We start from the raw sequence: 25470 nt of genomic DNA, 5'->3' as shown, positions 1-25470 counted from the left end.
CGGTTCGCCTATCGTCGTGCCGTGACCATCACCGAGAACCTCGCACCGTTCGACGGTGGTGTGGTCCCCACGACCTCCACCTGCCGGGTGGTGGCCGTCGCCGCCGACGCGGCGGAGCTCGACGAGGTCGCGCGACCCCTGAGGGGCATCTCCCGGGCCGGGCACGAGGTCGTCCTCGTGTGGTGGCGCGGCGAGCCGGGTGAGCGGTTGCGGTCCTTCCCGACCCGTCGCCAGGTGGTGCCCCCGGCAGGAGCGCCCTCCCCCGTCCGCGCCGTGCGCCGGCTCGCCGGGCGCGTCGAGGAGCCCGGGTTCCCCGCGGTCCTGCAGGCCGACACCGAGGCCGTCTCCGTGGTCGCCGGGGCCACGGCCGTGGTCGTCGTCGGCAGCGAGGCCTCGGCGGCCGAGGACCAGGTCGCGGCTGGCCGTCCCCGGGTCGGACCCGAGGAGCTCGCGTGGTGGCGGGGCGTGGCCAACACCTGGAAGCTCCTCGACAAGGAGCTCCAGGAGGGCGGCACCCTGGACGCGGAGGTCGCCGAGGACCTGCTCGCCCGCATCGACCTGCTCGGGGGTCGGGTGCCCCCGGAGCAGCAGGGCCACCTGCTTCCCCTGGTCCGTGAGCTGCACCGGTCCGGACGGTATGCGGTGGCGCGACGGCTGGTGGAACACCTCCTGCCCGGCGCGGCCCCGGACGAGGGGGAGGCGGCGATGCGCCGCGGGCTGCAGGCGCTGGTCCGGACGTCGGCCGACGGGGCGGCCGACGAGGACCTGCGCGAGGCGTCCGCCGAGCTGCTGCGCAGGGCCGACGACTCGCTGGAGCGGGGAAGGCTGGGGCAGGCCGTCGAGCTGGCCACGCTCGCCCTGCAGCTGCTGTTCCACCGTGAGCTGCACGCGGACGAGCTGTCCTCCCCGCTCGTGGAGGACCCCGACGGTTTCCTCGCCGACCTGCGCGCCTCGAGGGTGGGGGCGCTGCTGGGGGAGGCCGTCCCGCAGGAACCGCCTCTCCGACCGGGTGACCGGGTCACGCCCCCGGCCGGCGACGGGACCAGGCCGCTCGTCCTGCTCTCCCCCGGCACGTTCGGCCAGTTCGCCACGGGTGTCGCGGACGCGCTGGGCGAGGGGGCGGACGTGCGGCTGGTGGAGCTGGCCGCCAGACCCGACCTCAGGTGGCTGGGGGTGAGCAAGACGTTGGTGGAGAAGCGTCTGCGGCAGGCGCTGGGTCGTCGACACACCACCGACCTGGAGCTGCGGGCAGAGCTGGAGCGGTGCGACGTCGCCTTCGTCGACGACTGGGCCGACCGGGGAGCGCTGGAGCTGGTGATGACGGCCCCGGAGGGCCTGCCGGTCGTGCTGCGGATCCACAGCATGGACGCCCTGTCAGCCTGGATCCACCTCATCGACTGGACCCGGGTGCGGGACCTGGTGCTGGTCAGCGACCACCTGCGGGACGTCGTCGTCGGGATCCTGGGTGGACGCCTGCGGCGGACGCGCGTGCACGTGGTGCCCAACGTCCTGGATCTGACCCGGGTGCCGGACGGCAAGGTGGAGGGTCACCGCCGGCGGTTGCTCATGATCGGCTGGGCCCAGCGGGTGAAGGACCCCCTGTGGGCCCTGCAGGTCCTGGCTTCGCTGCGCGCGGACGACCCGGAGTGGCGTCTCACGCTGGTGGGGGCCGACTTCCTCCGCAACGACGTGACCACCACCCAGCGGTACGCCGACGAGTTCGTCGCCCGGCTGCTCCACGAGGACGTCCGGGACGCGGTGGACTTCGTGGGCTGGACCGACGACCTTCGCCCCCACCTGGCCGCGGCCGGTTTCGTCCTGAGCACCAGCCGGCGGGAGTCCTTCGGCGTGGGCCTGGCCGAGGGGGCGGCCTCGGGAGCGGTTCCGGTCGTGCGCAACTGGCCGATGTTCGCCACCCTGGACGGCGCCCGACGGTTGTTCCCGCCGGAGTGGGTGGTGGACACCGTCGAGGAGGCGGTGGACCGGATCCGGGAGCACGCCGACGACCCGGCCTGGACGACCGCCTCGCAGGAAGCGCGCGCCGACGTGCTGTACCGCTTCGACCCCGGGGACACGATGGAGACCCTGCGCCGGGTGGTGCTGGAAGGTGGGTAGTGCGCAGACCGGCCCGGAGGAGCCGATGACGGCGTCGCGTCAGGCGCAGGCGATCCTGGCCAGCACCTGGGCCGCAGCCGTCGTGTGCCCGACGGGGGAGCGGTGGTCGAGCGGCTGCCCGGACAACGGGGACCCGGCCTCCACCAGGCCCCACACCGGTGTCCCGCTCCCGCGGTAGTCGCTCCACTTCGAGGGTAGGTAGGGGTTGACCGCGAGCTGACCGCTGGTGACGGCGTCGTTGACCACCAGCACGTCCATCGCCCGGGACAGGGCGAGGAACTCCAGGTAGCCCACGAACGGATGGGTCCGCACCCACGGGCCCAGCCCGCCCGCCTCGATGCGGGCGTGCAGCGCGGCCCTGTCGCCGGCGAAGGTGTGCAGCCGGAGCCGGTCGCGCAGGTGCAGCGGCAGGGCCCCCAGCCCGTCCAGGACCGTGTCCAGGTCGCGGCTGGCGTAGAAGTTGCCGAAGTAGGCCAGGTGCCGCACCCCGGGCTCCAGCTCGTAACCCGGTGTCGCGATGGAGTAGAAGGACGGGGGCAGGGTCGGGTGTGGTGAGACGACCGCCGTGCGGAGCACCCGCGCCGCCAGGGCGCGGTCCGGGATGGCGGCCGCCATGAGCTCCAGCTGCCGTTCGTTGGTGAACAGGATCTCGTCGGCGAGCGCGTAGGCCACGTGCTCGGCCCAGTCGAAGGAGTTCCCCGTCGCAGGCGGCTCGAAACCGGCGGCCCGGATCCGCTCGCCGAAACGCCGCAGGAGGGCGCCGTCACCTGCCGTCGACCGCCGCACCGAGCCGTCCACGGCGTGGGACAGGGGATCGGAGAACTCCGCGGTCCAGCGAACCTCCGGCCGGACGATCACGAACCGGGCGGCCAGGACGTGGCTCGCGGCGAACTGTGCGCGGCTGTAGAGACGCTCGTAGCCGTCCCCCTCCCGGTCCCAGGCCAGGGCCTGCTGGATGCCCAGCGCGGAGAACCTGGACATGGACGACCAGGACGCGAAGTGGGTGGGGGAGGCCACCTCGGACCGGCGCCGGACCAGGTCGCCGGCGATCTGCTCCAGCGTCGGGTCTGTGGGACGGAACCCGGCCATCGCGTTCGACAGCACGTCGACCGGCCGTCCCCGCTCACGGACCCGTTTGGCGGCCACGATCGAGGAGGTGTCCGGCGTAGGGGGGGAAGCAGTAGGACACGACCAGGTCCCGCGCGGGGGCGTGCGCCACCGGCACGTCGGTCTCCTGGGTCGTCGACATCATGCAAACTCTACGGCCGACCCAGGTGCCTCCCGCGGCTGGCGTCCCGCCGCGTCCAGGACCCGTCTGGGAGGATGACGTCCATGGTGTCCGGGCCCCTCGTCGTGGTCGGTTCGCAGGTGGTCGACCCCGGCGTCGTCGCCCTCCTGGAGCTGGCCGCCAGGCTCGGCCTCGACGTCCCCCGCGCCGCCGTCCGACCGCCGGTCCACCAGGAGGACGGGGCCTCCGGCGGCGTCCCCCCCGGCTGGCACGGCCTGCAGGTCCCTCGGACGAGGAGGGCCTGGCCGACGCGGGTTCTCGACCGGTCCCGCGGTGCAGACATCCTCGAGGGCGACCTGGTCGCGGCCCTGCGCGCCGACCCGTGGCTGCAGGACCAGCTGGACCGGGAGCCGACGGCCCGGGTCGTGGCTCTCGACGGGGCCGCAGGGCGGGCGTTGGACGCCCTCGCGCGCCGGGGGCGTCCGACGCCGCTGCCGAGGACGGACTGGGCCACGGCGGCGGTGGAGCTGGCGGGGCAGCTGGCCGACCAGCCGGAGCCGGCCCGGCCATCGGTGCGCCGAGCACGTTCCGAGCCCGACCCCGGTGCCATGCACCGGGTGGTGGTCGCGACCCCGGACGGAGCGTCGCCCCGGGACGAGGTCGTCTCGATCGTCCCGACGCTCCGCAGCAGGCTGACGGTGCTCGGACCCGGCGAGGAGGTGCCGACGGACACCGACGTCCTGGTCCTGGACGGCCTGGGCCCCGTCGTCGCCCGGCTGGACCGCCTCGGCGAGGAGGTGCGGGTGGTCCACCTCCCGCGCCCGGGTGACGAGGTCGGGCCCTGGAGGATCCTCCTCGGAGGTCGCGCGACCGTCCCCCGCCGACCGCTCGTGGTGGCTCCCCTGGCCGAGGGAGGGGGGCTCCCGGCCGCCGCGGGGCTGCGGCCCCTGCTGCTCGGCCCCGACACCGACCGGCTCGTGCAGCTCGGCCGGGAGCACCAGGACGAGGAGGCCCTGCGGCTCGTCCGGGAGCTGCTGGACGGTGGGGCCGTCGAGGACCCGCTCCTGCGGCGGGAGATGACCTACCTCACGCGCGTGACGGGCTCCCTGACGCTGGAGCGCCGGGTCCTGCGGACCACCGCCGCCACCGGGGTCCACGGGCCCAGGCTGTCGGCCGCGCTGCGACGCGTCGAGGACCGGCTCCTCGAGACCGACCCCGCCTGGGTCCCCGACCTTCCACCGGTGGACCTCGACCCCGTCCCCGGGCGCGTGCTGCACCTTCTGAAGACCACGCTGCCCCAGCGCCAGGCCGGGTACAGCGTGCGGGGGCACCACACGCTCGTGGCCCTCAGGCAGGCGGGCGTGGACGTGGTCGCCGCGTCCCTCCCGGTGGCGGGGGGCGGCGACGACGGTCCGGGGCTGCTGCAGGAGCACCGGCTCGACGGTGTCCGCTACCTCGTCCCGCCGCCCACCGCCTCGACCGGCGGACCCGCCCAGCTGGCCGAGGCCGCCCGGACCCTGCTGGACGTGGTCGTGGCCGAACGGCCCTCGGTGCTCCACGTCCACTCGGGGCACCGCGGGTACGACCTTGGCGTGGTCGGCGCAGCGGTCGCCCGCGCGGCCGGTCTGCCGTGGGTCTACGAGATGAGGGGACTGTTCGAGTCCACGTGGAGCCAGGACGAGGTCCGGGCCGAGCGAGGAGAGCTCTTCACCCGTCGGGGGGCCCGGGAGGCGGTCCTGGCGGCCGAGGCGGACGCGGTGGTGACCCTGTCGGAGACGATGAGGGCCGACCTGGCCGTGCGGGGGGTCCCGGAGGGCGACGTCCACGTCGTCCCCAACGCGGTCGACCCCACCGCCCTCCGTCCGCACCCCCGCGACGAGGACCTGGCCCGGCGGCTGGGCGTCGAGGGGCGTCTGGTCATCGGGTACATCACAACCTGGACCACGCGCGGGAGCAGGTGGAGGACCTGGTCCGTGCCGCGGTGCTGCTCCGGGACCAGGGCCGGGAGGTCGGTGCGCTCGTCGTGGGGACCGGCCGGCGCGAGGAGCAGCTGCGCCGGTTGGCGACCGACCTGGGTGCCGACGACGTGGTCATCTTCACGGGAGCGGTGCCGCACGCGGACGTGGGGCGGTACTACGGCCTCCTGGACCTGCTCGTCGTCCCCCGGAGCTCAGAGCGCGCCGCCCGCCTCGTCACCCCCCTCAAGCCCTACGAGGCCATGGCCATGGGGGTGCCCGTGCTGGTCTCGGCCCAGCCGGCCCTGCTGGAGGTCATCGGCGACGGGGAACGCGGGTGGTCCTATCCCGCGGGTGATCCGGGCGGGCTGGCCGCCGTCGTGGCCCGGCTCATGGACGACCCGGACCTGCGGCACGACGTCGCCGCCCGCGCCCGCCGGTGGGTCGTGGCCGAGCGGACCTGGGGCCACAACGCCGCGCGGTACGCGGAGATCTACCGCCGGCTGGCCGAGCGTGCCCGGTAGCGTGTCGGTGTGCCCGCGCTGCTGATCCCCGTCGTCGGAGCCGGCGTAGCCGGCCTTCTCAGCCTGGGCGCGACCCTGGCCGCGGTCGCCGGCCTCTGGTGGGTGGTCGTGCTGGTGGTGACGCTGCTGGTGGCTGCGACGCTCGTGGTGGCCCTGGACGCGGACCGGCGGATCCGCGAGACGCGTCGCTTCCTGCACCGTGAGCTGGGTCGGCTGGAGGTCGCCGGGGCCGCAGGGGGCCGGGCGGCTCCCACGACCGAGGACGTCGTCGGGACGGTGCGCGCGCTCCAGGCGCAGTACACGGGGCGACTCGACCGGCTGCAGGACGCCGTCGACGAGGTGCTGCGCCGCGATGACCGGGACTGACGGGACCGGGCGGACAGCTCCTGGGTCCACGGCCCCGTCGGTGACGCGGGGCCACGTGCGGGCCACCCGGGCGGGGGTCACCCGGACACCGCGGGCAACTCGATCCTGCTCGACCACCCGGACGCGCTCGCGGTGACCGCCCTGCGCACCAGGTCGGTGCACGCGCGCGAGGTGCTCGTGGAGAGCGCCTGGCCGGGACACGGGGCGGAGGAGATCGACGCCTGGGCGGCCCGCCGGCGTGACGTGGACGCCGCACCTCTCGTGCCGGGGATGGAACCGTTCCACCTGGGGCAGTACGCCCGCGTCCTCGTCCTGCAGACGGGCGACCCGGCCGACCGGACACGCGGGCGGACCCTCCTGGAGGCACTGGCAGCCGGGGGCGACGACGCGCTGACGTCACTGCACCCTCAGGCCGTGCAGCTCCTGCTGCATCTGCGCTGCCAGGACCGGGACGCGGACGGCTGCGCGCGCCTCCTCGACCACGAACACGTCCCCGACGACGTGGCCGCCGCGGTCCGGGCCGATCTGGCCAACCCGTTCGTGACAGCCCCGGCCGGACACGGACCGGGAGACCCGGGAGCCGAGGCGGCGGGCGACCGGGGGGTCGAGGGGGGACGCGGTCGGGGAGTCGAGCCGGCGCACGACCGTTGGCTCACGCTGTTCAGGACCGCCCTGCACGGACCCGGGACAGCACCCGTGCGGCTGGATCCCCGGGTCCCCGGCACGCCCTTCGACCGGCTCGCCACCGACCCCCTCCCGCGCGCGGACCGGCCCGGCGCCCCCTCGGTGACGGTGGCGGTCAGCTGCTACCGCCCCGGGGCTGCCCTGCTCACCGCGGTGCGCTCCCTGCTGGCCCAGACGTGGCACCGGCTGGAGGTCCTTGTGGTGGACGACGCCTCGGGACCGGAGGCCGAACCCTGGCTGCACCGTGCCGAGCGCCTCGACCCGAGGGTCCGGGTGATCCGCAAGGCGGTCAACGGAGGGACCTACCGCGCCCGGAACACCGCGCTGCGACAGGCGCGCGGAGCCCTCTTCACGACGCTGGACTCCGACGACTGGTTGCACCCCCAGGCGGTCGAGAATCTCGTGCGGTCCTTGGAGCAGGACCCCCGCAGGGTCGCGGTCAGGGCCAGGGGCGCACGGGTGGACGAGAACCTGGCGCTGGTGCGGCCGGGCTACCGGCACCGGGTCCTGGCGGCTCCCACGCTCATGGTGCGTCTGGACAGGGTCCTGCCCCGGGTAGGGTTCTTCGACCCGACGCGCAAGGCGGCCGACACCGAGTACGCGCGCCGGCTCCACGCGGCGTTCGGCCCGTCGGCCGTGCACACGGTGGACGACTGCCTCCTGCTGCTGCGCTCCGGCGAGACCCTCTCCGCGTCCGAGTTCGGACGGGGCTGGCGGCACGGTGCCCGGCACGCCTACAAGACCCTCTACGCCCCCTGGCACGAGGAGATCGCCGCGGGCGCGACGGCATACCTCGATCCGTGGTCGGACCGACCGGTGCCGGAGCCGCGGCGGTGGACGACCCCGCGAGACCCCGGGCTGCCCGCGCCCCGTCACCTGGACCTGGTGCTCGGGGGGGACTGGCGCCGCTACGGGGGGCCGCAGCGCTCGATGCTCGAGGAGATCAGGGCGGCGCGGGAGGAGGGCCTGCGGGTGGGCGTCCTGCACCTGGAGGCGCTGCGCTTCGCCACCACGCGGGACCTGCCCCTGTGCACCCCCCTCGTCGAGCTGCTCCGGCGGCGGGAGGTGGAGTGGGTCCAGCTGGACGACGACGTCGAGGTCGACGTGCTGATGGTCCGCTACCCGCCCGTCCTCCAGCATCCGCCCTACGTGCCCTCGGGCAGGGCCCTGAGACCCCGGCACCTGCTCGTCGTGGCCAACCAGGCGCCGCTGGAACCGGACGGGAGCGACCAGCGGTACGTCGTCGATGACGTCACCGCGCGGGCGCGCGAGCTCTTCGGCGCGGACCCGGTCTGGGTGCCTCAGGGGCCGGTCGTCCGGGAGGTGCTCCGCGAGCAGGATCCCCGGATCCGGCTGTCGGAGTGGGACAACCCCGGGCTCATCGACGTCGACCACCAGTGGTCCGTGCCGCACGTGGCCCGCCGTGGCACCGGGGGGGGGGGGCGCCGTCCCCTCGTCGGCCGCTGGTCGCGCGACCACCCGCTGAAGTTCCCCCGTACGCACGCCGAGCTGCTCGCGGCCTACGACCTGGGCCCGGGGGTGCGGGTGCGGATGCTGGGCGGACGGGCCACCTGGAGACGGCTCGCGGCGGAGGCGGGTCTCCCGGAGGACACCCCCCTTCCTGCGGGGTGGGACGTGCTGCGGGCGGGGTCGGTCGACCCCCGGGAGTTCGTCCGCGACCTGGACCTGGTCGTCTACCACGACAACCCCGACCGGCACGAGGCGTTCGGGCGCGTGCTGCTCGAGGCGGCGGCCTCCGGCGTGGTGACGATCGCCGACCCCAAGCACCGGGCGGTGTTCGGGGACGTGCTCGACTACGCCGAACCCGGTGCGGAGACGCGGAAGCTGGTCGCGGCCTACCTCGCCTCGCCGGAGAGGTACCGGGACAGGTCCTGCGAGCAGCAGGCCCTCGTGCGGGAGAGGTACTCCCACAGGTCCTTCGTGGACAGGCTGTCCTCGCTCGAGGGCGTCGGCACGACCTGGGCGGGGACGCGGGCCGACGACGCCGCCAGCACCACCCCGTGGACCGGCGAGGTGAGGCTGGAGCTGCACTCCTCCGGCGACCCCACCCTGCCCCTGGCCGTGACCCTGCAGACGGTGGCCGGGGACCCGCTGAGCGCCCACACGGCGCGGTTGCGCAGCGAGGCCGACGGGTCCCGGGCGGACCAGCTGGTGGTCCTGCACCGCCCGCCCTGGTCCACCACCACGCTGCAGCGGCTCGGGGCCGCACTGGACGTGCCGGCGGAGGCCGACGTCGACACGGCGGTGCGGGCGGGCGTGGCCGGGCGTCCGGACGTGGCCGGGTTCGTCCTGAGCCGCGACGGAGAGATCTGCGTGGTTCCCACCGGGGGGACACGGGTCGACGAGGACGGGCCCGTGCGCCTGGCCGGCGGCGAGGACGGTCCGGCTGACCAGGAGCATCAGGAGCGGGGCAGACGGGCCAGCAGCCGGTCGCTGAAGGGCAGGGCCACCGGCCGGACCCCCTGGACCAGGTCCCAGCTGTGTGGCCGGCCGGGCGGTGCGTCGGGGGTGGACCCGAACCACAGGACCGCGTCGGGCGGGAGCGCCTGGTCGAGCGCGTCCCCGACCGGGAGGGGGAGGTCGACGTCACCCCAGGTGCGGCGCAGCGCCTCCTCCTGGGACAGCTCGCGGGCCCGCCGCCGGGGCCTCCCGCCGACCCGTCCACGTCCTCGCGCAGGCCGACGACCCGGTGGGGCAGGCCGAGGTCGGTGGCCGCACGGTTGGCGTCGAAGACCCGCTCGGCGGCGCTGTCGTCGGCCAGCCGGTCCCACCAGGTGACGGCTCCTCCGTCCGCCGACCCGGTGATCAGACCCAGCAGCTCCAGGTCGGCGGCGCCGCCGTCCAGCGCCGGCCAGGCCGGGGGCCGCGGCCGAGCAGGAGGCCGGCGTGCCGTGCCAACCGGGCCTTCCGGGTGTCCCCGGGGGAGGGGGGGCCGACGGGGCCGGTCAGCTCGCCGACCCGGACCGGGGCGAGTGGTGCGGTGGTGGCCGACCCGGTGGTGGACAGCGCGTGCGTCCCGGGCAGCGGGTCGGAGCAGATCCCGGGTGCGAGGGTGGCGTGGGACACCAGTCCCGTTCCGTCGGCCAGCGGCTGCAGCCCCAGGCTGACCAGGGGGTCGGCCAGCACCACGGTGCGTCCCGGAGACCTGAGCAGGACCAGCCAGCTGCCGGCCAGCGCGGCGACGGCGGCCGCGGCCTGGTAGGGCGCCCCGACCAGGAGGCGGTGCAGGTGGGCCGCGACCGGCCGGCCACCCACGGCACGGCGGTCCACGTCCACGGGGTCGCCGAGCACCAGCACCCAGTGGTCGCCGGAGCCGGCCACGGCCCGGGCCAGACCGGGGTGGTGCCGCAGCTCGTGGAGGCCCCCGGGCAGGACGAGCCGGGCCCAGCGGCGGGGGGTCAGGACCGGGACCGACGGCCCCGTTCCCTCACGGCGCGGGAGCACGGCATACCCCCTGGACCAGGTGAGCCGCTCCAGGTCGGCCGCGCGCTGCCGGCGGCCGACCGCACCCGTGACGCGCCGCCCCAGCGGTCCCGGCAGCCGGCCGGACAGCGACCGCACCCGCCGCCGGCCGGGGGGGGGCCCGCCGCCCCGGGACGCGGGCCGCGGGCACCTCCTCGACGAGGCGTCGGAGCAGCACCTTGCTCTCCCGCTCGGGGTACGGCAGGGACAGCATGGTCTCCAGGAGAACGCGGTCGTTGAACGGCAGCAGGATGCGGTGGCCCAGGTCGCCGTCGACGAACTTCTGCCACCCCCACCGGCCGATGCGCTGCTCCCAGTAGAAGAGGTCGTGGTGGTCGTAGCCGAGGAGACGCCCGGGAGCCATCTGCGCGTGCTCCACGTAACCGCCGTACATCCGCTCGGCCAGGTCCTCCAGCCCGTCCGTGGCGTTCATCATCATCCTCGCCAGCCGCAGGGGCGAGAGCGGCTCGTCGGTGCGCCGGCGGACGAACGTGGTCCCGGTCTCGGCGCAGTTGGACTGCAGCTGGACGAGGTCCTTCGGCAGGTCGGCCCACATCGCGTGCGCCGCACCGCGCGAGGGCAGCAGCGGTGCGTAGGTGCGGCGGTGGAGCACGTCGAACGTGCCTCCGGCAGGAGGCTGGCGCCAGCGCAGCACACGGTGGGGAAGCCCCAGCTGGGCGGCCACGGCGCCGGCGCCCGTGACGTCGGTCATCGCCGCCGGCCCGGTGCGCGCGTCGCGCGGGTTGACGTAGGTGAAGGCGAACCCGTCGCGCTCGCGCAGGACGTGCCGGGCGACGGCCGCGGTGGCCCGGCTGTCACCGCCGGCGGTGAGGCTGACCGCCGGCCGGCCCAGGCCGGCCAGCAGCTCCACGTGGCGCGCGAACCGCGTGCGGAAGGTCTCGTGGACCGCGTCGACGTCGGTGGTCCCGACCCGCTCGCGCCACGGCCAGAACCGTTCGTGCTCGACCCTGGGGGCGGAGCCGCCCGGTCGGCCCGGCTGGACCCTGAGCAGGGAGTTGGGCAGGAGCTGGTCGAGGCCCTGGTATGCCGTGCGCCGTCCGGGCAGGTAGGTCACCGCGCCCTTCCGGCGGGAGCGCAGCTCTCCCAGCAGCGCGAGCGCGTCCTCGTCCTCGGGGAGGCGGAGGGCGGCGGCGACGAGGGAGGCGGAGCTCGCCAGCGCAAGGCGTCCCCCCTCGGTGGCGGAGAAGACCGGCTGGGTGGCGTGCGTGTCGGGGACGACGAGGAACGGGGCAGGTGCGTCACCGACGTCGGGGCGCGGCCGGTCGCGGACGGCCAGCAGCGTCCACCGTCCGCCCAGCTCGGCGGCGTGACGGACCAGTGCGTCCTCACCCGCGGCCCACGCCCGTGCCAGCGCGGAGGCGACGACCGTGCCGTCGGCCGTGCCGGCCGGCCTCCACGTCGACCGGGTGGCCGAGCAGCAGGACCGTCCCGACGCCGGAGCGGCCGAGGGAGGCGACCGTGCGGGGCTGCAGGTGCAGGACCGCCCCCGGGACGGAGGTCGTGTCGGTGCGCCAGCCGGCCACGTCCTCCGGGACCTCCGGGTGGGGCACGCCGGCCCGCAGGAGCCACCCGTGGGGGTGCGCCCCGTCCAGGACCAGGTCGGGATCGACCGTCCCGGGCGAGCCGCGCACCGCCCAGCCACCGGTCACGGCAGGGTCAGAGGCCCAGGTGGCGCGCCAGCACGGCCGCGATCCGGGGCCCGGCCTGCCCGTCCCACAGCGGGGGGACCGGCCAGGTGTCCCCCCGGCCGGCCGCGAGGACGTCGGCGAGGGCCCCGGGCAGGCTCTCACGGGTGACCAGCTGGTTGGTGCCGTGGGTGATGGTCACGGGACGCTCGGTGTTCGGCCGCAGGGTCAGGCAGGGCACCCCCATGACGGTGGTCTCCTCCTGCACGCCCCCGGAGTCGGTCACCACGGCGGCCGCGCCCTTGACGAGCGAGAGGAACTCCACGTAGCCGAGGGGGTCCACGACCAGCACGTTCTCGTGGTCCATGAAGCCGGCGTCGGCCAGCCGCTGGCGGCCTCGGGGATGGAGGGGCACGACGAGGCGGACCTGGTCCGCGACGGCGTGCACGGCGCCGACCAGGGCGGCGACGTCGGCCGGGTCGTCCACGTTGCCGGGCCGGTGCAGGGTCGCCACGACGTAGGGCTGGGCCGGGTCGACCCCCACCTGGGCGGCGGCCCCGGCGGTGTCCAGCGCGTCGAGGTGCCGCAGCAGCGTGTCGATCATCGGGTTCCCGACGAAGTGGATGCTGTCGGGGTCCGCGCCCTCGTTGCCGAGGTGGGCGACCGCGTCGACGCTCGTCACCAGCAGCAGGTCGGAGATCCGGTCGGTGAGGAGACGGTTGATCTCCTCGGGCATCGTGCGGTCGAAGGAGCGCAGCCCGGCCTCGACGTGCGCGACGGAGATGCCCATCTTGCTCGCGACCAGCGCCGCGGCGACCGTGGAGTTGACGTCGCCGTAGACCACCACGAGGTCGGGCCGGCGCTCGGTGAACAGCGTCTCCAACCCCACCATGGTGGCCGCCGTCTGGGCGCCGTGGGCGCCTGAGCCCACCCCGAGGTTGACGTCGGGTTCGGGCAGTCCGAGCTGACGGAAGAACACCTCGCTCATCCGCTCGTCGTAGTGCTGGCCGGTGTGCACCAGGAGCTGCTCGACGGGGTGCTCGTCCAGCGCGGCGATCACCGGGGCGGCCTTGGGGAAGTTGGGACGGGCACCGGTGATGTGCACGACGAGGGGGCGGTCGCTCACGGTGGAGGATCTCCTTGCTGCGGGGTGGGTGGACGTCGTCCATGCTGGCACAGGCCCGTCGTCGGTCCGGCCCGGTGGCAGGTGGGTCCCCTCACGTCCGACGCCCGACCCGCAGGTCGTCCGGGAAGCGTTGGCGAGGTGCCGCAGGACCGCGGCGTCGACCGGGTCCAGGCCGACCGCCGACCCGTCGAACGGCGGCACGACGGCCCTGGCGAGGAACCAGAGGCGGTAGCGGTCGACCACCGACCCCAGCCGTCTGGCCAGGTAGTCCTCCCAGGACCCGTCGGCGGGGACCTCCTCGGACGTCCAGCCGCCGGCCGCCCAGGTGCTCCTGGGCACGACGTGCTCGAGCACGTAGCCGTGCGTCCGCGCGGCGGCGAAGACGGGACGGTCGAGGACCAGGACGGGTCGGAAGGACCCGCGTCTGGTCCTGGAGCTCGGCGACCCGGTCGACGAGCAGAGCAGCCTGCTCGGTGCTGAGTCCCACCCCGAGGACGCCCACGACGGGCAGCCGCGGCACGCCGGGCCCCTCGAGGTGCCGGTCGGGAGCCAGCACGACGGGCACCTGCCCGGCGCCCACCCCGGGGGTGAACACCCTGGTCGCCAGGTCGGTGAGCAGCGGGCTGCTACGGACCCGCGGGAGGACGGTGTCGGTGACGTGGTGCCACCCGGGGGTGCGCCGCACCCACCGGGCCAGCTGCTGCTGGCGACGCCGGGCCGCAGATGATCCCCTGCCGTCACCCCTGGTCACGACCGTCGCCCCCGTCCTCGGGCGCCGTCCTGCGCCAGCTGGAGGATGGCGCCGGCCGCTGCCCCGGCACCGTTGTCCGGGTCGTCGGCGCGGGCCCGCCGGGCCAGCTCCTCCCCCCGGGCCAGCAGCTCGTCGACCACGGCCGCGGCGCGTCCACCGGTCAGGGTCGGCGTGGTCAGCGCCCACCCCCGCCGCGCCGCCTCCTCGGCGCGGCCGACCTGGTCGTCCAGCGAGGTGTCGGCGTTGGGCACGAACACGCTCGGCACGCCCAGACGCAGGGTCTCGTGGAAGGAGTTGTACCCCGCGGCCGCCACGGCGTAGTCGAAGGCGGCGAAGTGCTCCGAGAGGGGGAAGTGGCGCACCAGGTGGACACCCCCGCCCGCGTAGGCCCTCTCCGCGATCGAGGGGGCGGTCACGCACACGCCGATCCCCCGGTCGCGAAGGGCCGTGGCGGCGGCACCGACCTCGTCGTCCGTGTCGTTGATGTTGCCCGCGCCCAGCGACACCAGGGCCAGGGGGCCGTCCGGCGGGAGCCCGAGGGCGGACCTGGCAGCGGCGCGCGGGCTCAGGTCGTCCCGGTCCACGAGGGTGACCGGAGGGACCCGGAGCACGTCGTCGACCTGCGCGGTGGCACCGCGGTCGGCCGCTCCCGCCAGGTCGCCGGGCTCGACGACCGCGTCGAACCACGAGGCCTTGGCCAGCTGGTCGACGTTGCGGCCGGGCTTCCACATCCCCCGCCGGGACCACACCGCCCTGGTGCGGGGATGAGCGGCCAGCGCAGTGTCGAGCCCTCGGTAGGGGTGGGTGCCGTCGAACACGAGGACGTCGGGATCGAGGCGGTGCAGGACCTCGGTCAGCCGTTCGGCGAAGAGCTGGCGCCACGTGGCCGGGAGCAGGCCGGATGCTCCCTGGCTGGGCAGGTACTCCCAGGGGATGCCCTCGTGCTCGACCACGGGGACGGCCTGCGACAACGAGAGGACGTGTCGGCGGGTCGCCACGGGCATCCGCCGGGCGTAGGCCAGCAGCCGGGTCAGGTGCCCCATCCCGGCGCCGTTGCTGGAGACGAGCAGGACCGACGCCATACGGGGGATGATGTCACAGCGCGATAGCATTGCCGGCGCGCTTGTCCTGCCCCTCCCCCAACCCCAAGGAGTTCCCCATCGTGGCTGTGGACGCTGTCATCATCGGACTGGGCTACGTCGGTCTGCCCCTGGCGCAGGAGGCGACGCGGGCTGGGCGGAAGGTCCTGGGTTTCGACATCAACCAGGGTGTGGTGGATGCGTTGAACGGTGGTCGTTCGCACGTGGACGACCTGTCCGACGGGGATGTCGCGGAGATGCTGGAGGGGGGTTTCGAGGCGACGACGGACGAGTCGCGGATCGGGGAGGCTGCTACGGCGGTGATCTGCGTGCCGACGCCGTTGTCGGAGGACGGTGGGCCGGACCTGCGGGCGGTGGAGGCGGCGGTCGCGGCGGTCGCGCGCAACCTGCGGCCGGGGATGCTGGTGGTGCTGGAGTCCACGACCTATCCGGGGACGACGGACGAGGTGGTGCGCCCGGCGCTGGAGGCCGGCGGGCTGGTCGCGGGGAGCGACTTCCACCTGGCGTTCTCCCCGGAGCGGATCGACCCGGGGAACGAGCAGTTCGGGGCGAAGAACACCCCGAAGGTGGTGGGTGGGCACACGCCGGCGTGCGGTGAGGCGGCGGCGGCGTTCTACGGGGCGTTCGTGGACTCGGTGGTGCGGGCGAAGGGGACGCGGGAGGCGGAGACGGCCAAGCTGCTGGAGAACACCTACCGGCACATCAACATCGCGCTGGTGAACGAGATGGCCCGGTTCTGCCACGAGCTGGGGATCGACCTGTGGGACGTGATCGATCGAGGCGGCGAAGTCCAAGCCGTTCGGGTTCCAGGCGTTCTACCCGGGGCCGGGGGTGGGTGGGCACTGCATCCCGATCGACCCGAACTACCTCTCGCACAACGTGCGGGCGCGGTTGGGGTATCCGTTCCGGTTCGTGGAGCTGGCGCAGGAGATCAACTCCCAGATGCCGGCGTACGTGGTCTCGCGGGCCCAGGACGTGCTGAACACCGAGGGCAAGCCGTTGAACGGGTCCACGGTGCTGCTGCTGGGGGTGACGTACAAGCCGAACATCGCCGACCAGCGGGAGTCTCCGGCGGTGCCGCTGGCGCGGCAGCTGATGGCCAAGGGTGCGGTGGTGGCCTACCACGACCCGCACGTGGGCGAGTGGACCTCCGTGCCGGAGGCGGTCAAGGCCCAGGACGCCGCGAGCTCGGTCGCCGAGGCGGACCTGACGATCCTGGTGCAGAACCACCGTGAGTACGACATCGACGCCCTCGCCTCCGCGGCCCAGGCCTTCTTCGACACCCGCGGCAAGGCCACCGAGGGGGAGAAGGTCACCCGGCTGTGACCGACGTGGGGCCGGACCCGCGGCGGCTGCCGCCGGTCCTGCCCGTCGAGGAGGCCGCCGCGCTGGCTCGGCGGCACGGGATGCAGCTCGTCGGGCGCCGCCCCTCGTTGGGTGCCTACGTCCGCGACCTGTGGCGCCACCGCCACCTGATGTGGTCGATGGCGAGGGGGGAGTTCGTCTCCGCCCACCGGGACAACTATCTCGGCCTGCTGTGGGCGGTGCTGAACCCCATCATGCTCGCGGCCGCCTACTACCTCATCTTCGGCGTCCTGGTACCCACCCGGGCCGGCATCGAGAACTTCGTCGCCTTCCTCACCATCGGTCTCTTCACGTTCACCCCCCTGGCGGTGTCCCTCACCTCGGGCACGAGGTCCCTGCTGAGCAAGGTGAGCATGATGCGCTCGCTCACCTTCCCACGCGTCATGCTGCCCATCACGGTGGTGCTGGCCGAGCTGCTCGCGACCGTGCCGGCGTTCATCGTCCTGGTCCTCATCGCCCTCGTCTCCCGGGAACGTCCGTCGGTGGAGTGGTTGCTCTTCCCGGTGGCGCTGATGGTCGTCGGTCTCGTCGGTCTCGGGACCGCGATGATCGGTGCTCCCCTCATCCACGCGGTCCGCGACGCCGCCAACCTGATGCCGGTGCTGACCCGGTTGCTGCGCTACGTCTCGGGCGTCTTCTTCAGCCTGGAGTACGCGCTCACGGAGCGGCTCGCCGCAGCTCCGGGGTGGCTGGCCTGGGTGCTGGAGTATCAGCCGGTGGCGGTCTGCCTGACCCTCGTCCGCGAGACGCTCATGGGGGAGTACGCGGTCCGCTGGGAGACCTGGGCGGTGGCCGGCGGCTGGGCGGTGGGTCTGACCTCCGTGGGCTTCCTCCTCTTCTGGCGCGGTGAGGGTACCTATGGTCGAGCCTGACCCGGGACGGACGCCGTCGGTCGTGGCGTCCCACGTGACGATCAGCTACCGCATCTTCGGCTCCGGGAGGGACGCCAGGGAGGAGGACGGCGCGACGGTCGCCAGACGGCTGCTCCGCCGAGGGACGCAGGGTGTCGGGGTGCGTGAGGTCACGGCCATCGACGACGTGTCGTTCGTGGCTCACCGGGGGGAGTCGATCGGCATCGTCGGGCGCAACGGTTCCGGGAAGTCGACCCTGCTGCGGACCATCGCGGGCCTGGTACCGCCGACCAGCGGTCGGCTGTGGCTGGGCGGGAAGGCCTCGCTCCTAGGCGTGAACGCGGTACTGATGCCGCGCCTCAGCGGCCGGGAGAACATCTGGATCGGGGCCCAGGCCATGGGGATGACGCCGGCCCAGGTCCGCGCCCGCTTCGACGAGATCGTCGAATTCGCCGAGATCGGCGACGCGCTGGACCTGCCCATGTCCACGTACTCCTCCGGCATGGGGGCCCGGCTGAGGTTCGCGATCTCGACCGCGACGACGCCGGACATCCTCATCGTGGACGAGGCCCTCTCGACCGGGGACGCCCACTTCCGATCCAGGGCCAAGGACCGGGTCCGACGCATCCGCGAGGAGGCCGGCACCGTCTTCGTCGTGAGCCACAGCGACTCGACGATCCGCAAGATGTGCACCCGGGCGCTCTGGCTCGACAGGGGCCGGCTGCTGGCCGACGGACCCCCGGGGGCGGTCATCGGACTGTATGCGCGCAAGTACGGCAAGCACCGTGAGGTCTGGCGGCAGCGGTTCGAGGAGGCGCAGCGGATCGAAGAGACCGAGGGTCCCGAGGCTGCGGCCCGCTACCTGCGCCGGTGGGACAAGGACGCCTCGCCATGAGCGCAGGCGCGCAACCGCGACCTCCTGCCGGTGCTCGGGAACGGCCCCTGCGGGCCCTCGTCCTCACCGTCGTGCACCACCCCCAGGACGCGCGGATCCGGCACCGACAGGTGCGGGCCCTGCTCGAGGCCGGGTGGGAGGTCACCTACGTCGCCCCCTGGGCCGGTCACGACGTCGAGCCGGAGCGGGGGGTGCCCGGTCTGCGTTGCGTGGACGTCGAGCGTGCGGTCGGCCGTTCCCGCTGGCGGGCGCAGCGGGCGGCCCGCTCGCTGCTCCGGCACCTGGGTCCGGCGCACGACGTGGTCCTGCTGCACGACCCCGAGCTGGTGCCGACGACGACCGGCCTGCGGCTGCCGCCGGTGGTGTGGGACGTGCACGAGGACACCCCGGCCGCGATCTCGGTCCGTCCCTGGGTGCCGGACCGGGTCCGCCCAGCGCTCTCGTGGGCCGTGCGGGGGGTCGAACGGCTGGCCGAGAGGCGGATGCTGCTCCTGCTGGCCGACGACCGCTACGCGGACCGGTTCCGACGGTCCCACCCCGTGGTGCCCAACGCCACGACCGTGCCCCAGGACGTCCCCCCCGCCGGACGCGAGGTCGAGGGTGTCCGGCGGGTCGTCTACCTCGGCAGCGTGACCCTGGAGCGGGGCGCACGGGAGCTGGTGGACGTGGTGGGGGGCCTCCGCGAGAAGACCGGTGGGTCGGTCCGGCTGGAGGTGCTCGGCCCCGCGCACGGTCCCGCTCGGGAGCTGATGGCGGACGCCGACCGTCGCGACGTCCTGGACTGGCGGGGATTCGTGGCCAACCCCGCCGCCCTCGCGCGGATCGACGGGGCGCTCGCCGGTCTCTCGCTCCTGCACGACGAGGCCAACTTCAGGCCGAGCATGCCCACGAAGGTGGTGGAGTACCTGGCGCACGGGGTGCCCGTCGTGACGACTCCGCTGCCAGTGGCCGCCGACCTCGTCCGTCGCAGCGGAGGAGGGGTCGTCGTCCCGTTCGGTGACACCGAGGCGGTGCTCCGGGTGCTGCTGGGCTGGGCGGACCGGCCGGCGCGGGCCGTCGAGCTGGGTGCGGCGGGCCATCGGTATGCGGCCGACCACCTGGACTGGAGGCGTCAGGCCGCGCTCTTCGTCGACCTCCTGCAGCACGTCGCCCGGACGGGGAGCCTGCCCGTGGTCGGCCCGGGAGCGCCGACGGAGGGTGCCTGACGGACTCGACCGTCCCGGTCAGCTTCCTCCGCGCCGCTGCAGAACCTCCGCGTAGACCTCGTCGACGACGCCCGTGATGCGGTCCCAGTCCCGTTCCGCGACCACCCACTGCCGCGCCGCCTCGCCAACGACCCTCCGGTGGTCAGGATGGTCGATCAGGGTCTCCAGGACGGTGGCCAGGTGGTCGGCGTCCCCCTTGCGGAACAAGTGCCCCGTCCGACCGTCGTCCACGATCTCGGCGAGCGCCGCCACGTCCGAGGCCACGACCGCCTTGCCCATGGCCATGGACTCGAACGGCTTGATCGGGGAGATGAGCTCGCACACCGGCAGGGGCAGCCGGGGGAACGGGGCGATGTCGACGAGCGAGAGGTAGCGGTTGACCTCGGCGTGCGGCACCCGTCCCGTGAACGTGACGATGTCCAGGACCCCGCCACGGACGGCAGCCTCGCGCACCGACCTCTCGAACGGTCCGTCGCCCACGATGAGCACGCGGAAGTCGTCCGGGCGACGGCCGCGCAACCGGGAGACGGCGTCCATGAGCAGGTCGACCCCCTCGTAGTCGACCAGGCCACCGACGTACCCGATGACCGTCCTCCCGGTGACGCCGAGCCGCCGCTCCAGCTCGACGTCCCGCTCCATCGGTCGGAACATGCTGGTGTGCACGCCGTTGGGCACCACGAAGGCCCGGTCCTCGCGCACCCCTCGTCTCACCATCTCGTCGCGGAGGGCCTGCGTGATGATGAGGGCCGCGTCAGCCTCGGCGGCCACCTGGGTCTCGAGCAGCTGCAGGAACGCCTCGCGTCCTGACCCGGCGAAGTCGGGGTCGCGGGAGACCTTCATCAGCTCCTCCAGGCCGCGCATCTCATAGATGAACGGGACGCCCAGCCGGCGGGCCGCGGTCAGTCCCGCCATGCCCGCCACGTAGAAGCTGGAGGCATGGATCAGTCCGGCGCGCTGGTTCCTCCTGGCCAGCCGCTCGATCCCGGCGGCGGTCTCCTCGACGTAGTCGGTGAGCGGGTGCTGGGGGTAGCGGCGTCGGTCGTCCAGGAGCCGGTGGTAGCGGATCCCGTCGACGTCGTCGTACGGCGCGACGGTGCGGTCGCTGCCGCTCCACCGGTCGTACGGGAAACCCAGCCGGGTGACGGCCTCCAGGTGCCGGCCCCTCGCGGCGAGGCCGGTGAGGATGCCGTGGGTGCGGGTCGCGTACCCGCCGGAGGTGTGCGGCAGGGACTGCGAGAGGACGGCGAGCGCGGACGTCTGGTCCACGGGGTAGGCCGGGGCCGCGGCGCGCGGCGGGAACGTCCAGCCGTTGCGCACGATACGGATCTGGTCGTGGGCCGCGGTGAACGTCTCCTGCGCGGTTCTGGACCGGGGTGAGGCGGCGAGGGCCCGTGCCGCGAGCATGGCCGCGGGCGTGGGGTGTCCCGCCCGGAGAGCCCGCGTGGCGGCGTCCACGACGTCGCGGGTGGGAAAGGCGCCGCTCGCCTGCGGTCCCACCCGTTGGCTACCGGGCGTGACGCAGACGAAGTCGGCGGCCTCCTGCCATGCGCGGCACCGGACCAGAGCCCTGGTCACGACGGCCACCGGATGGGTGCGGGAGCTCAGCACCTGCTCGGTGAGACTCTCGAAGGTGGCGTGGTCCTGTTCGTGGGCCGTCACCAGGGCGTCCTCGTCGAGGAGCTCCTGGGCCGCCTCGTGGGCCTCGGTCCCCTCCCCGCCAGGCCCGACCTGACCCACCGTGGCGGCGAACCGCTCCAGCAGCTCACGGGGAGCCTGACGCAGCTCCTTCACGGCGGTCGCGAGCTCGGCGGCGGAGGTCGGACGGGTCGCGGCGATGGCCTCCAGCGTCGTCGACGAGTGCTCGGCGAAACCGGTCCGGACCGCGAGGCGGCGTCGCTCCTGCAGCGCGGACAAGGTGCCCCGGCCACCTGCGACGGCACGGTCGGCCATCTTGTTGGCCAGGGCGGCGGCGTCGCCCAGGCGCTCGTGGGCTCTCGCTGCGACCAACCAGGCGGCCGGGTCGGCGTCCGTCTCGAGCACCGGGCCCAGCAGGTCCAGGGCCGCCCGAGGATCGGTGGCCAGAAGCCGGGTGGCGCGCCGCACCCGTGTGCGGACGACGAAGCTGGTCCACCGTTCGGGGCCGGCGTCGGCGGGAAGACGGGCCGCCAGGCCGGCGGAGAGGCGGCGGACCTGCTGGCGGCTGCGGCGCATCAGGGAGGTCATGGTTCTCTCCTGGGTCAGAGGGACACGAGGTCGCGGGGGTCGCCGTAGGTCACGACGCGTCCCGACCCGGCCATGAAGGCGAGGTCGTCGATCTTCCACGTGTGGCTGAGCCGGTCGTCGCCGCGGATGCTGACGTAGTTGTAGCGGTCGCCGGAGTAGGTCTGCACCCCGGCGGCCATGGCCCGGTTGAGGAAGTCGGAGTCGACCGCGCGGGGGATGTTGCTGAACCGGATGTCGTGGGCGACGTCGCTGGGCGACGATGGAGCCGCCCTGCACGAGCCGGTGGTAGGCGTGCTCGTAGTTCTCGAAGCGCAGCACGACGGCGTTGGACGTGCGCAACCAGACGTAGTGGGCCCACTTGCCGGCGATGCCGGCCGAGGTGTAGGCGAAGGTGTCCACCAGGTCGTCGAGGAAGTGGGCGCCGTAGTAGTTGTCGTCGTCCATCTTGGCCACGTACGCACCGGAGGCCACCTCCAGACCACGGTTGAGGACTGCGCCGAGGGTCAGCTCGGCACCCGCCCGGACCACGGTCACCTCCCGGATCCCCAGGTCCAGCCCTCGCGACCGAAGGTCCGCCTCGTCCACGTCGATGCCGTGGGCCACGAGGACCAGCTCGGTGTCCACCCCACGCTGCCGACCGACGTTCTCCACGACGTTGCGGAGCTCGTGGGGCCGGTTGGTCGGCACGACGATCGACACGGTCCGGGCCGCGGGAGAGACGTGCCTCCCCCCGGCGGACAGGATGGTCCTGGCCCGGTCCGTGAAGCTGTGCCCGGCGAGCACGGCACGGTGGGCGAGGTGGGTCACCCGGTCCCGGTACTCCGGCTGGTGCGCCAGGACCGAGGCGTGCCGCCTCAGGTCGTGCGGCTCCGCCACGGCCACGACCTCCTTGAGGTCGCCCGGCAGGCGGGCAGCACGCTCCGGGACGGTGACCACGGCCGTCCGGGAGGCCAGGGCCTCCAGCACCGGCCAGGTCGCCCCAGGCGCACGGCGGCCCACGTCCAGGAACACCTGGTAGGCGGACGAGAGGGCCTCCGCGGGGCCGGGCGTGCTGCTCCGGGAGTGGTCCCAACGGTGCAGGGTCAGGCTGCTCCTGGCCACGGTGTCGGCCGCCGCCGACTCGTCGTCCGGTGCCCCCGCCGGGCCGCTCTCCGACCGGACCAGGACGTCGGCGGGGCGTTGCTGTCCTGGGGACCGGACGGGGCTGTGCCTCCGCACGGCGACCGCGGGCAGCAGCAGCCTGGCCTCGACCGACGGGTGGCTGCGCAGGACCTCCGCGAGAACCTCCGGATCGGAGACGAGGACGGCGTCGAAGGCCTCCAGCGCCCGATCGTCCGCCGACGGCGCCGCGCCCGTGAGCCAGGCGACCGTCGGCACCTCCAGGTCGCCCGCCGCCGCGGCGAGGTCACGCGGGACCGCTCCTGGTGGCCATCCGCTGACGGCCCCACCGTCCAGCTCGAGGACGAGGAGGGAGTGCTCGGCCGACAGCTGGCCGCGCCAGCTTCCCGGGTCGAGCGTGGTCTGCTCCCACTCCCAGGCCAACCCCTCCCGCAGGCGGTCGGACCCCCCGAAGGCCACCGTGGCGCGGCTGATCGGTCGACGGGCGGTGGACGACCGCTGCGTGAGCGCCCTGAGCACGTCGGCACGGCTGCCGCTCTCGGTCACCGGGGGCATGGCGTGGTCCTTCTGGTGGGGGGACGGTGGCAGGACCGCACAACCGGCGCGTCGCGGTCATCGAGCATAGGGTCACGGTCACGGTGGGGCGACCGGGGGAGGGCGTGTCGCCGCTCACGAGCCCGGTCCCGGCGGCACGTCCTCCAGGGCGATGCTCGACGGCTCCGCCGCGGCCACCCCCACGTCCACGAGCGCGCGGTGCAGGAACGGGGTCAGTGCCCGCGCGTAGGTCTCGGTGACGTGACTCCCCTGGCGGTAGGCCAGGATGCCGCCGATGGCCACCGGGCAGGGGTTCCCCGGAGGGCACAGCCACCGGTTGAGGTCCACGACCGGCAGCTGCGCCTCGTCCGCGACACGACCGAGAAGCTCGGACCCCCGCGGCTCGCTGGGCGGGAAGTCGCAGGTCCGCAGGTCGTCCGCGTGCTCCACCGCGCAGTCGTAGGCCGTGTCGTAGTCCGCGTCCTCGGGGACCGTGGGCGCAGCGTTGTCCTGCAGCACGACCACTGGCACGCCGGCGTCGCGCAGGGCGGTGACCCCCTCCAGCATGCCCGCCTCGAGCTCTTCGGTCGCTGTGTTGCCGGTCGAGACGATCACGGCCTCGGGCGGGACGTCCCGGGCGAGGATCCGGTCGACCACCGTGCGGCCGAACTCGTTGCACTCCTCCTCCTGGGCGCCGGCCACCGTGGGTGCGCAGGCGCTCTTGAGGTAGGTGGTCAGGCGCCACCCCTCGTCCTGGGCGATGGCCTCCAGCGCGGTGAAGTACTGCCCGAGCTTGGAGTCCCCCCAGAGCACGACCTCGGCGGTGGAGCCGACCTGCCCGTAGACGCAGTCCTCCCGCGGTTCCGGGTCGCCCTCCTGGATCTGGCAGTCGTCGGCGTAGTACCCCGGCACGTCCTTGGTCGCCAGGATGGGGTCGGGCGAGAGGGGACCGGTCGAGGAGAAGGCCGAGGAGGGGTCGTCACGGAGCTCCCACGCAGGAGCGTCAGGGTCCGCCACCAGGGCGGCCGGCCCCGGTGCCGACGTCCCGCCCTCCAGGGACGGGCGGGTGAGGAGACCCACGAGGGCGGCGGTGCAGATCAGGGCCATCGTCGCCCCTCCGGCGACCAGGGAGCGCCAGGGCGCTGCGGCCAGCGACCGCTGGAAGCGGATCGGATCCTCGACCAGGTGCTTGGTCGCCCAGGCCAGCAGGACCGAGAGCAGTCCCAGGCCTGCGAGGGTCGTCGGGGACAGCTCGCCCCACCGGGCCTCGGCCAGCACGACGACGGGCCAGTGCCACAGGTAGATGGCGTACGACAGTCCACCGATCCACACCATGGGAGGAAGGCTGAGCAGCCGGTTGCCCAGGGTCGGGTGACCGGGGACGCCGGCGGCGATGACCAGCACCGAACCGACCACCGGAAGCAGGGCTGCCGACCCCGGCCACGGGGTGGCCGTGCTGAACACCACCATGCCCAGCAGGATGAGGCCGAGACCGACCAGCACGCCGATCTCGCTGAGCCCTCGGGGCAGCGAGCGCAGGCGGGGGACGGCGAACGCGAGCAGCGCCCCGGCCGCGAGCTCCCAGAGCCGGGTCGTGGTGACGAAGTAGGCGGTGGCGGGTTCGGAGCCGGTGCGCAGCACCGACCACACCAACGACGTGACCCCCAGTGCGGCCAGCAGGACGAACGCGACGCGGCCCCGCCGCAGCCGGTACCTCCCGGCCACGAGGACCGCCAGCAGGATCAGCAGCGGCCACACGACGTAGAACTGCTCCTCGACCGACAGCGACCAGTAGTGCTGGAGGGGTGAGGGGTCGACGTCCTCGGCGAGGTAGTCCACCGAGCGCGCCGCGAGCACCCAGTTGACGACGTACAGGGTGGAGCCCACGTCGGCCAGCAGGTCCGGTCGGGTCCGGGCAGGCAGAACCAGCCAGCCCGCGACCAGGGTGGCCACGATGACGACCGAGGCGGCCGGGAGCAGACGCCGGGCCCGACGGGCGTAGAAGTCGCTGAGCGAGACCGTTCCGGTCCTCATCACCTCGCGCAGGAGCAGCGAGGTGATGAGGAAGCCGGAGATGACGAAGAAGACGTCGACGCCGGCGAAGCCCCCGGGCACCCACGGGACGTGGAGGTGGTACAGCAGCACCGTGCCCACGGCGACGGCACGCAGTCCTTCGATGTCACCGCGCAGCGGGCGGTGGTTCGTGGCGGCACGGACGGGGGAGGGGGAGGTCACGGGGGAAGGTTTGCTCTCCGACGGGACTGGATGGACGGTCGATGATCTCACGCGCCCGGCGGACC

The 25470-nt window shown here is 74.1% G+C and carries 15 protein-coding genes and 2 pseudogenes; 9 read left to right on the top strand and 8 right to left on the bottom strand.

What is annotated here, in order from left to right; genetic code table 11:
- Positions 1-21 precede the first annotated feature (21 nt).
- A complete protein-coding gene (locus ACQ95T_RS19095) occupies positions 22-2115 on the top strand; it encodes a glycosyltransferase family 4 protein (protein ID WP_431473311.1) in 2094 nt (697 codons plus the stop codon).
- A 39-nt stretch (positions 2116-2154) separates the two neighbouring features.
- Here ACQ95T_RS19095 and ACQ95T_RS19090 read toward each other — a convergent pair whose 3' ends face one another.
- The gene (locus tag ACQ95T_RS19090; protein WP_431473310.1) at positions 2155-3261 is read right to left on the bottom strand and encodes a hypothetical protein; all 1107 of its coding nucleotides are present in this window, start codon (positions 3259-3261) and stop codon (positions 2155-2157) included.
- A gap of 177 nt (positions 3262-3438) precedes the next feature.
- On the opposite strand from ACQ95T_RS19090, the pseudogene ACQ95T_RS19085 reads away from it, so the two are divergent.
- The 4 genes and pseudogenes from ACQ95T_RS19085 to ACQ95T_RS19070 form a co-directional block, all read left to right on the top strand.
- Positions 3439-5133: pseudogene (locus ACQ95T_RS19085) on the top strand (glycosyltransferase); the annotation flags it as partial.
- 167 nt (positions 5134-5300) lie between these two features.
- Positions 5301-5822 carry a glycosyltransferase gene (locus ACQ95T_RS19080; protein WP_431473862.1) on the top strand — a complete coding sequence of 174 codons (522 nt, stop codon included), beginning with the start codon at positions 5301-5303 and terminating at the stop codon, positions 5820-5822.
- A gap of 9 nt (positions 5823-5831) precedes the next feature.
- The gene (locus ACQ95T_RS19075) at positions 5832-6188 is read left to right on the top strand and encodes a hypothetical protein (protein WP_431473309.1); all 357 of its coding nucleotides are present in this window, start codon (positions 5832-5834) and stop codon (positions 6186-6188) included.
- A 132-nt stretch (positions 6189-6320) separates the two neighbouring features.
- Complete coding sequence (locus ACQ95T_RS19070) at positions 6321-9671, top strand: glycosyltransferase (protein ID WP_431473308.1); 3351 nt, start codon at positions 6321-6323, stop codon at positions 9669-9671.
- Positions 9672-9698: 27 nt separating this feature from the next.
- Here the strand turns inward: ACQ95T_RS19070 and ACQ95T_RS19065 are convergent, their stop codons facing one another.
- From ACQ95T_RS19065 to ACQ95T_RS19045, 5 genes are all read right to left on the bottom strand, one after another.
- On the bottom strand, positions 9699-10337 hold the full coding sequence (locus ACQ95T_RS19065) for a hypothetical protein (RefSeq protein ID WP_431473307.1): 639 nt from the start codon (positions 10335-10337) through the stop codon (positions 9699-9701).
- On the bottom strand, positions 10321-11430 hold the full coding sequence (locus tag ACQ95T_RS19060; protein WP_431473306.1) for a hypothetical protein: 1110 nt from the start codon (positions 11428-11430) through the stop codon (positions 10321-10323). The genes ACQ95T_RS19065 and ACQ95T_RS19060 overlap by 17 nt, the downstream gene beginning before the upstream one ends.
- Before the next feature lie 271 nt (positions 11431-11701).
- Positions 11702-12025 carry a hypothetical protein gene (locus ACQ95T_RS19055; protein ID WP_431473305.1) on the bottom strand — a complete coding sequence of 108 codons (324 nt, stop codon included), beginning with the start codon at positions 12023-12025 and terminating at the stop codon, positions 11702-11704.
- Between the two features lie 7 nt (positions 12026-12032).
- Positions 12033-13481 carry a non-hydrolyzing UDP-N-acetylglucosamine 2-epimerase gene (wecB, locus tag ACQ95T_RS19050; protein ID WP_431473304.1) on the bottom strand — a complete coding sequence of 483 codons (1449 nt, stop codon included), beginning with the start codon at positions 13479-13481 and terminating at the stop codon, positions 12033-12035.
- 393 nt (positions 13482-13874) lie between these two features.
- Positions 13875-14960, bottom strand: coding sequence for a glycosyltransferase (locus ACQ95T_RS19045; protein WP_425943379.1), 1086 nt, complete (start codon positions 14958-14960; stop codon positions 13875-13877).
- An 80-nt stretch (positions 14961-15040) separates the two neighbouring features.
- On the opposite strand from ACQ95T_RS19045, the pseudogene ACQ95T_RS19040 reads away from it, so the two are divergent.
- The 4 genes and pseudogenes from ACQ95T_RS19040 to ACQ95T_RS19025 all read left to right on the top strand — a co-directional run bounded on the left by ACQ95T_RS19040 (position 15041) and on the right by ACQ95T_RS19025 (position 19294).
- Positions 15041-16304, top strand: a pseudogene (locus ACQ95T_RS19040) (nucleotide sugar dehydrogenase).
- Positions 16301-17215, top strand: a complete 915-nt coding sequence (locus ACQ95T_RS19035; RefSeq protein ID WP_425943377.1) for an ABC transporter permease — start codon at positions 16301-16303, stop codon at positions 17213-17215. The pseudogene ACQ95T_RS19040 and the gene ACQ95T_RS19035 overlap by 4 nt, the downstream one beginning before the upstream one ends.
- Before the next feature lie 22 nt (positions 17216-17237).
- Complete coding sequence (locus tag ACQ95T_RS19030; RefSeq protein WP_431473303.1) at positions 17238-18089, top strand: ABC transporter ATP-binding protein; 852 nt, start codon at positions 17238-17240, stop codon at positions 18087-18089.
- Positions 18086-19294 (top strand): glycosyltransferase family 4 protein, encoded by a 1209-nt coding sequence (locus ACQ95T_RS19025; RefSeq protein ID WP_431473302.1) that lies wholly within the window; start codon positions 18086-18088, stop codon positions 19292-19294. The genes ACQ95T_RS19030 and ACQ95T_RS19025 overlap by 4 nt, the downstream gene beginning before the upstream one ends.
- An 18-nt stretch (positions 19295-19312) precedes the next feature.
- Here ACQ95T_RS19025 and ACQ95T_RS19020 read toward each other — a convergent pair whose 3' ends face one another.
- Positions 19313-23191 (bottom strand): glycosyltransferase, encoded by a 3879-nt coding sequence (locus ACQ95T_RS19020; RefSeq protein ID WP_431473301.1) that lies wholly within the window; start codon positions 23189-23191, stop codon positions 19313-19315.
- 114 nt (positions 23192-23305) lie between these two features.
- Positions 23306-25405: an acyltransferase family protein gene (locus ACQ95T_RS19015; RefSeq protein ID WP_431473300.1), complete on the bottom strand. Its 2100-nt coding sequence runs from the start codon at positions 25403-25405 to the stop codon at positions 23306-23308.
- Positions 25406-25470 lie beyond the last annotated feature (65 nt).

Source organism: Ornithinimicrobium carbonis, from assembly GCF_050703245.1.
GTDB lineage: Bacteria > Actinomycetota > Actinomycetes > Actinomycetales > Dermatophilaceae > Ornithinicoccus.
This window is presented reverse-complemented; position numbering and strand designations above follow the sequence as displayed.

Excerpts from the sequence above, each read along its gene's own strand:
- ACQ95T_RS19045 (WP_425943379.1), bottom strand. The coding sequence starts at position 14,960 with ATGGCGTCGGTCCTGCTCGTCTCCAGCAACGGCGCCGGGATGGGGCAC.
- ACQ95T_RS19025 (WP_431473302.1), top strand. The coding sequence starts at position 18,086 with ATGAGCGCAGGCGCGCAACCGCGACCTCCTGCCGGTGCTCGGGAACGG.
- ACQ95T_RS19020 (WP_431473301.1), bottom strand. The coding sequence starts at position 23,191 with ATGCCCCCGGTGACCGAGAGCGGCAGCCGTGCCGACGTGCTCAGGGCG.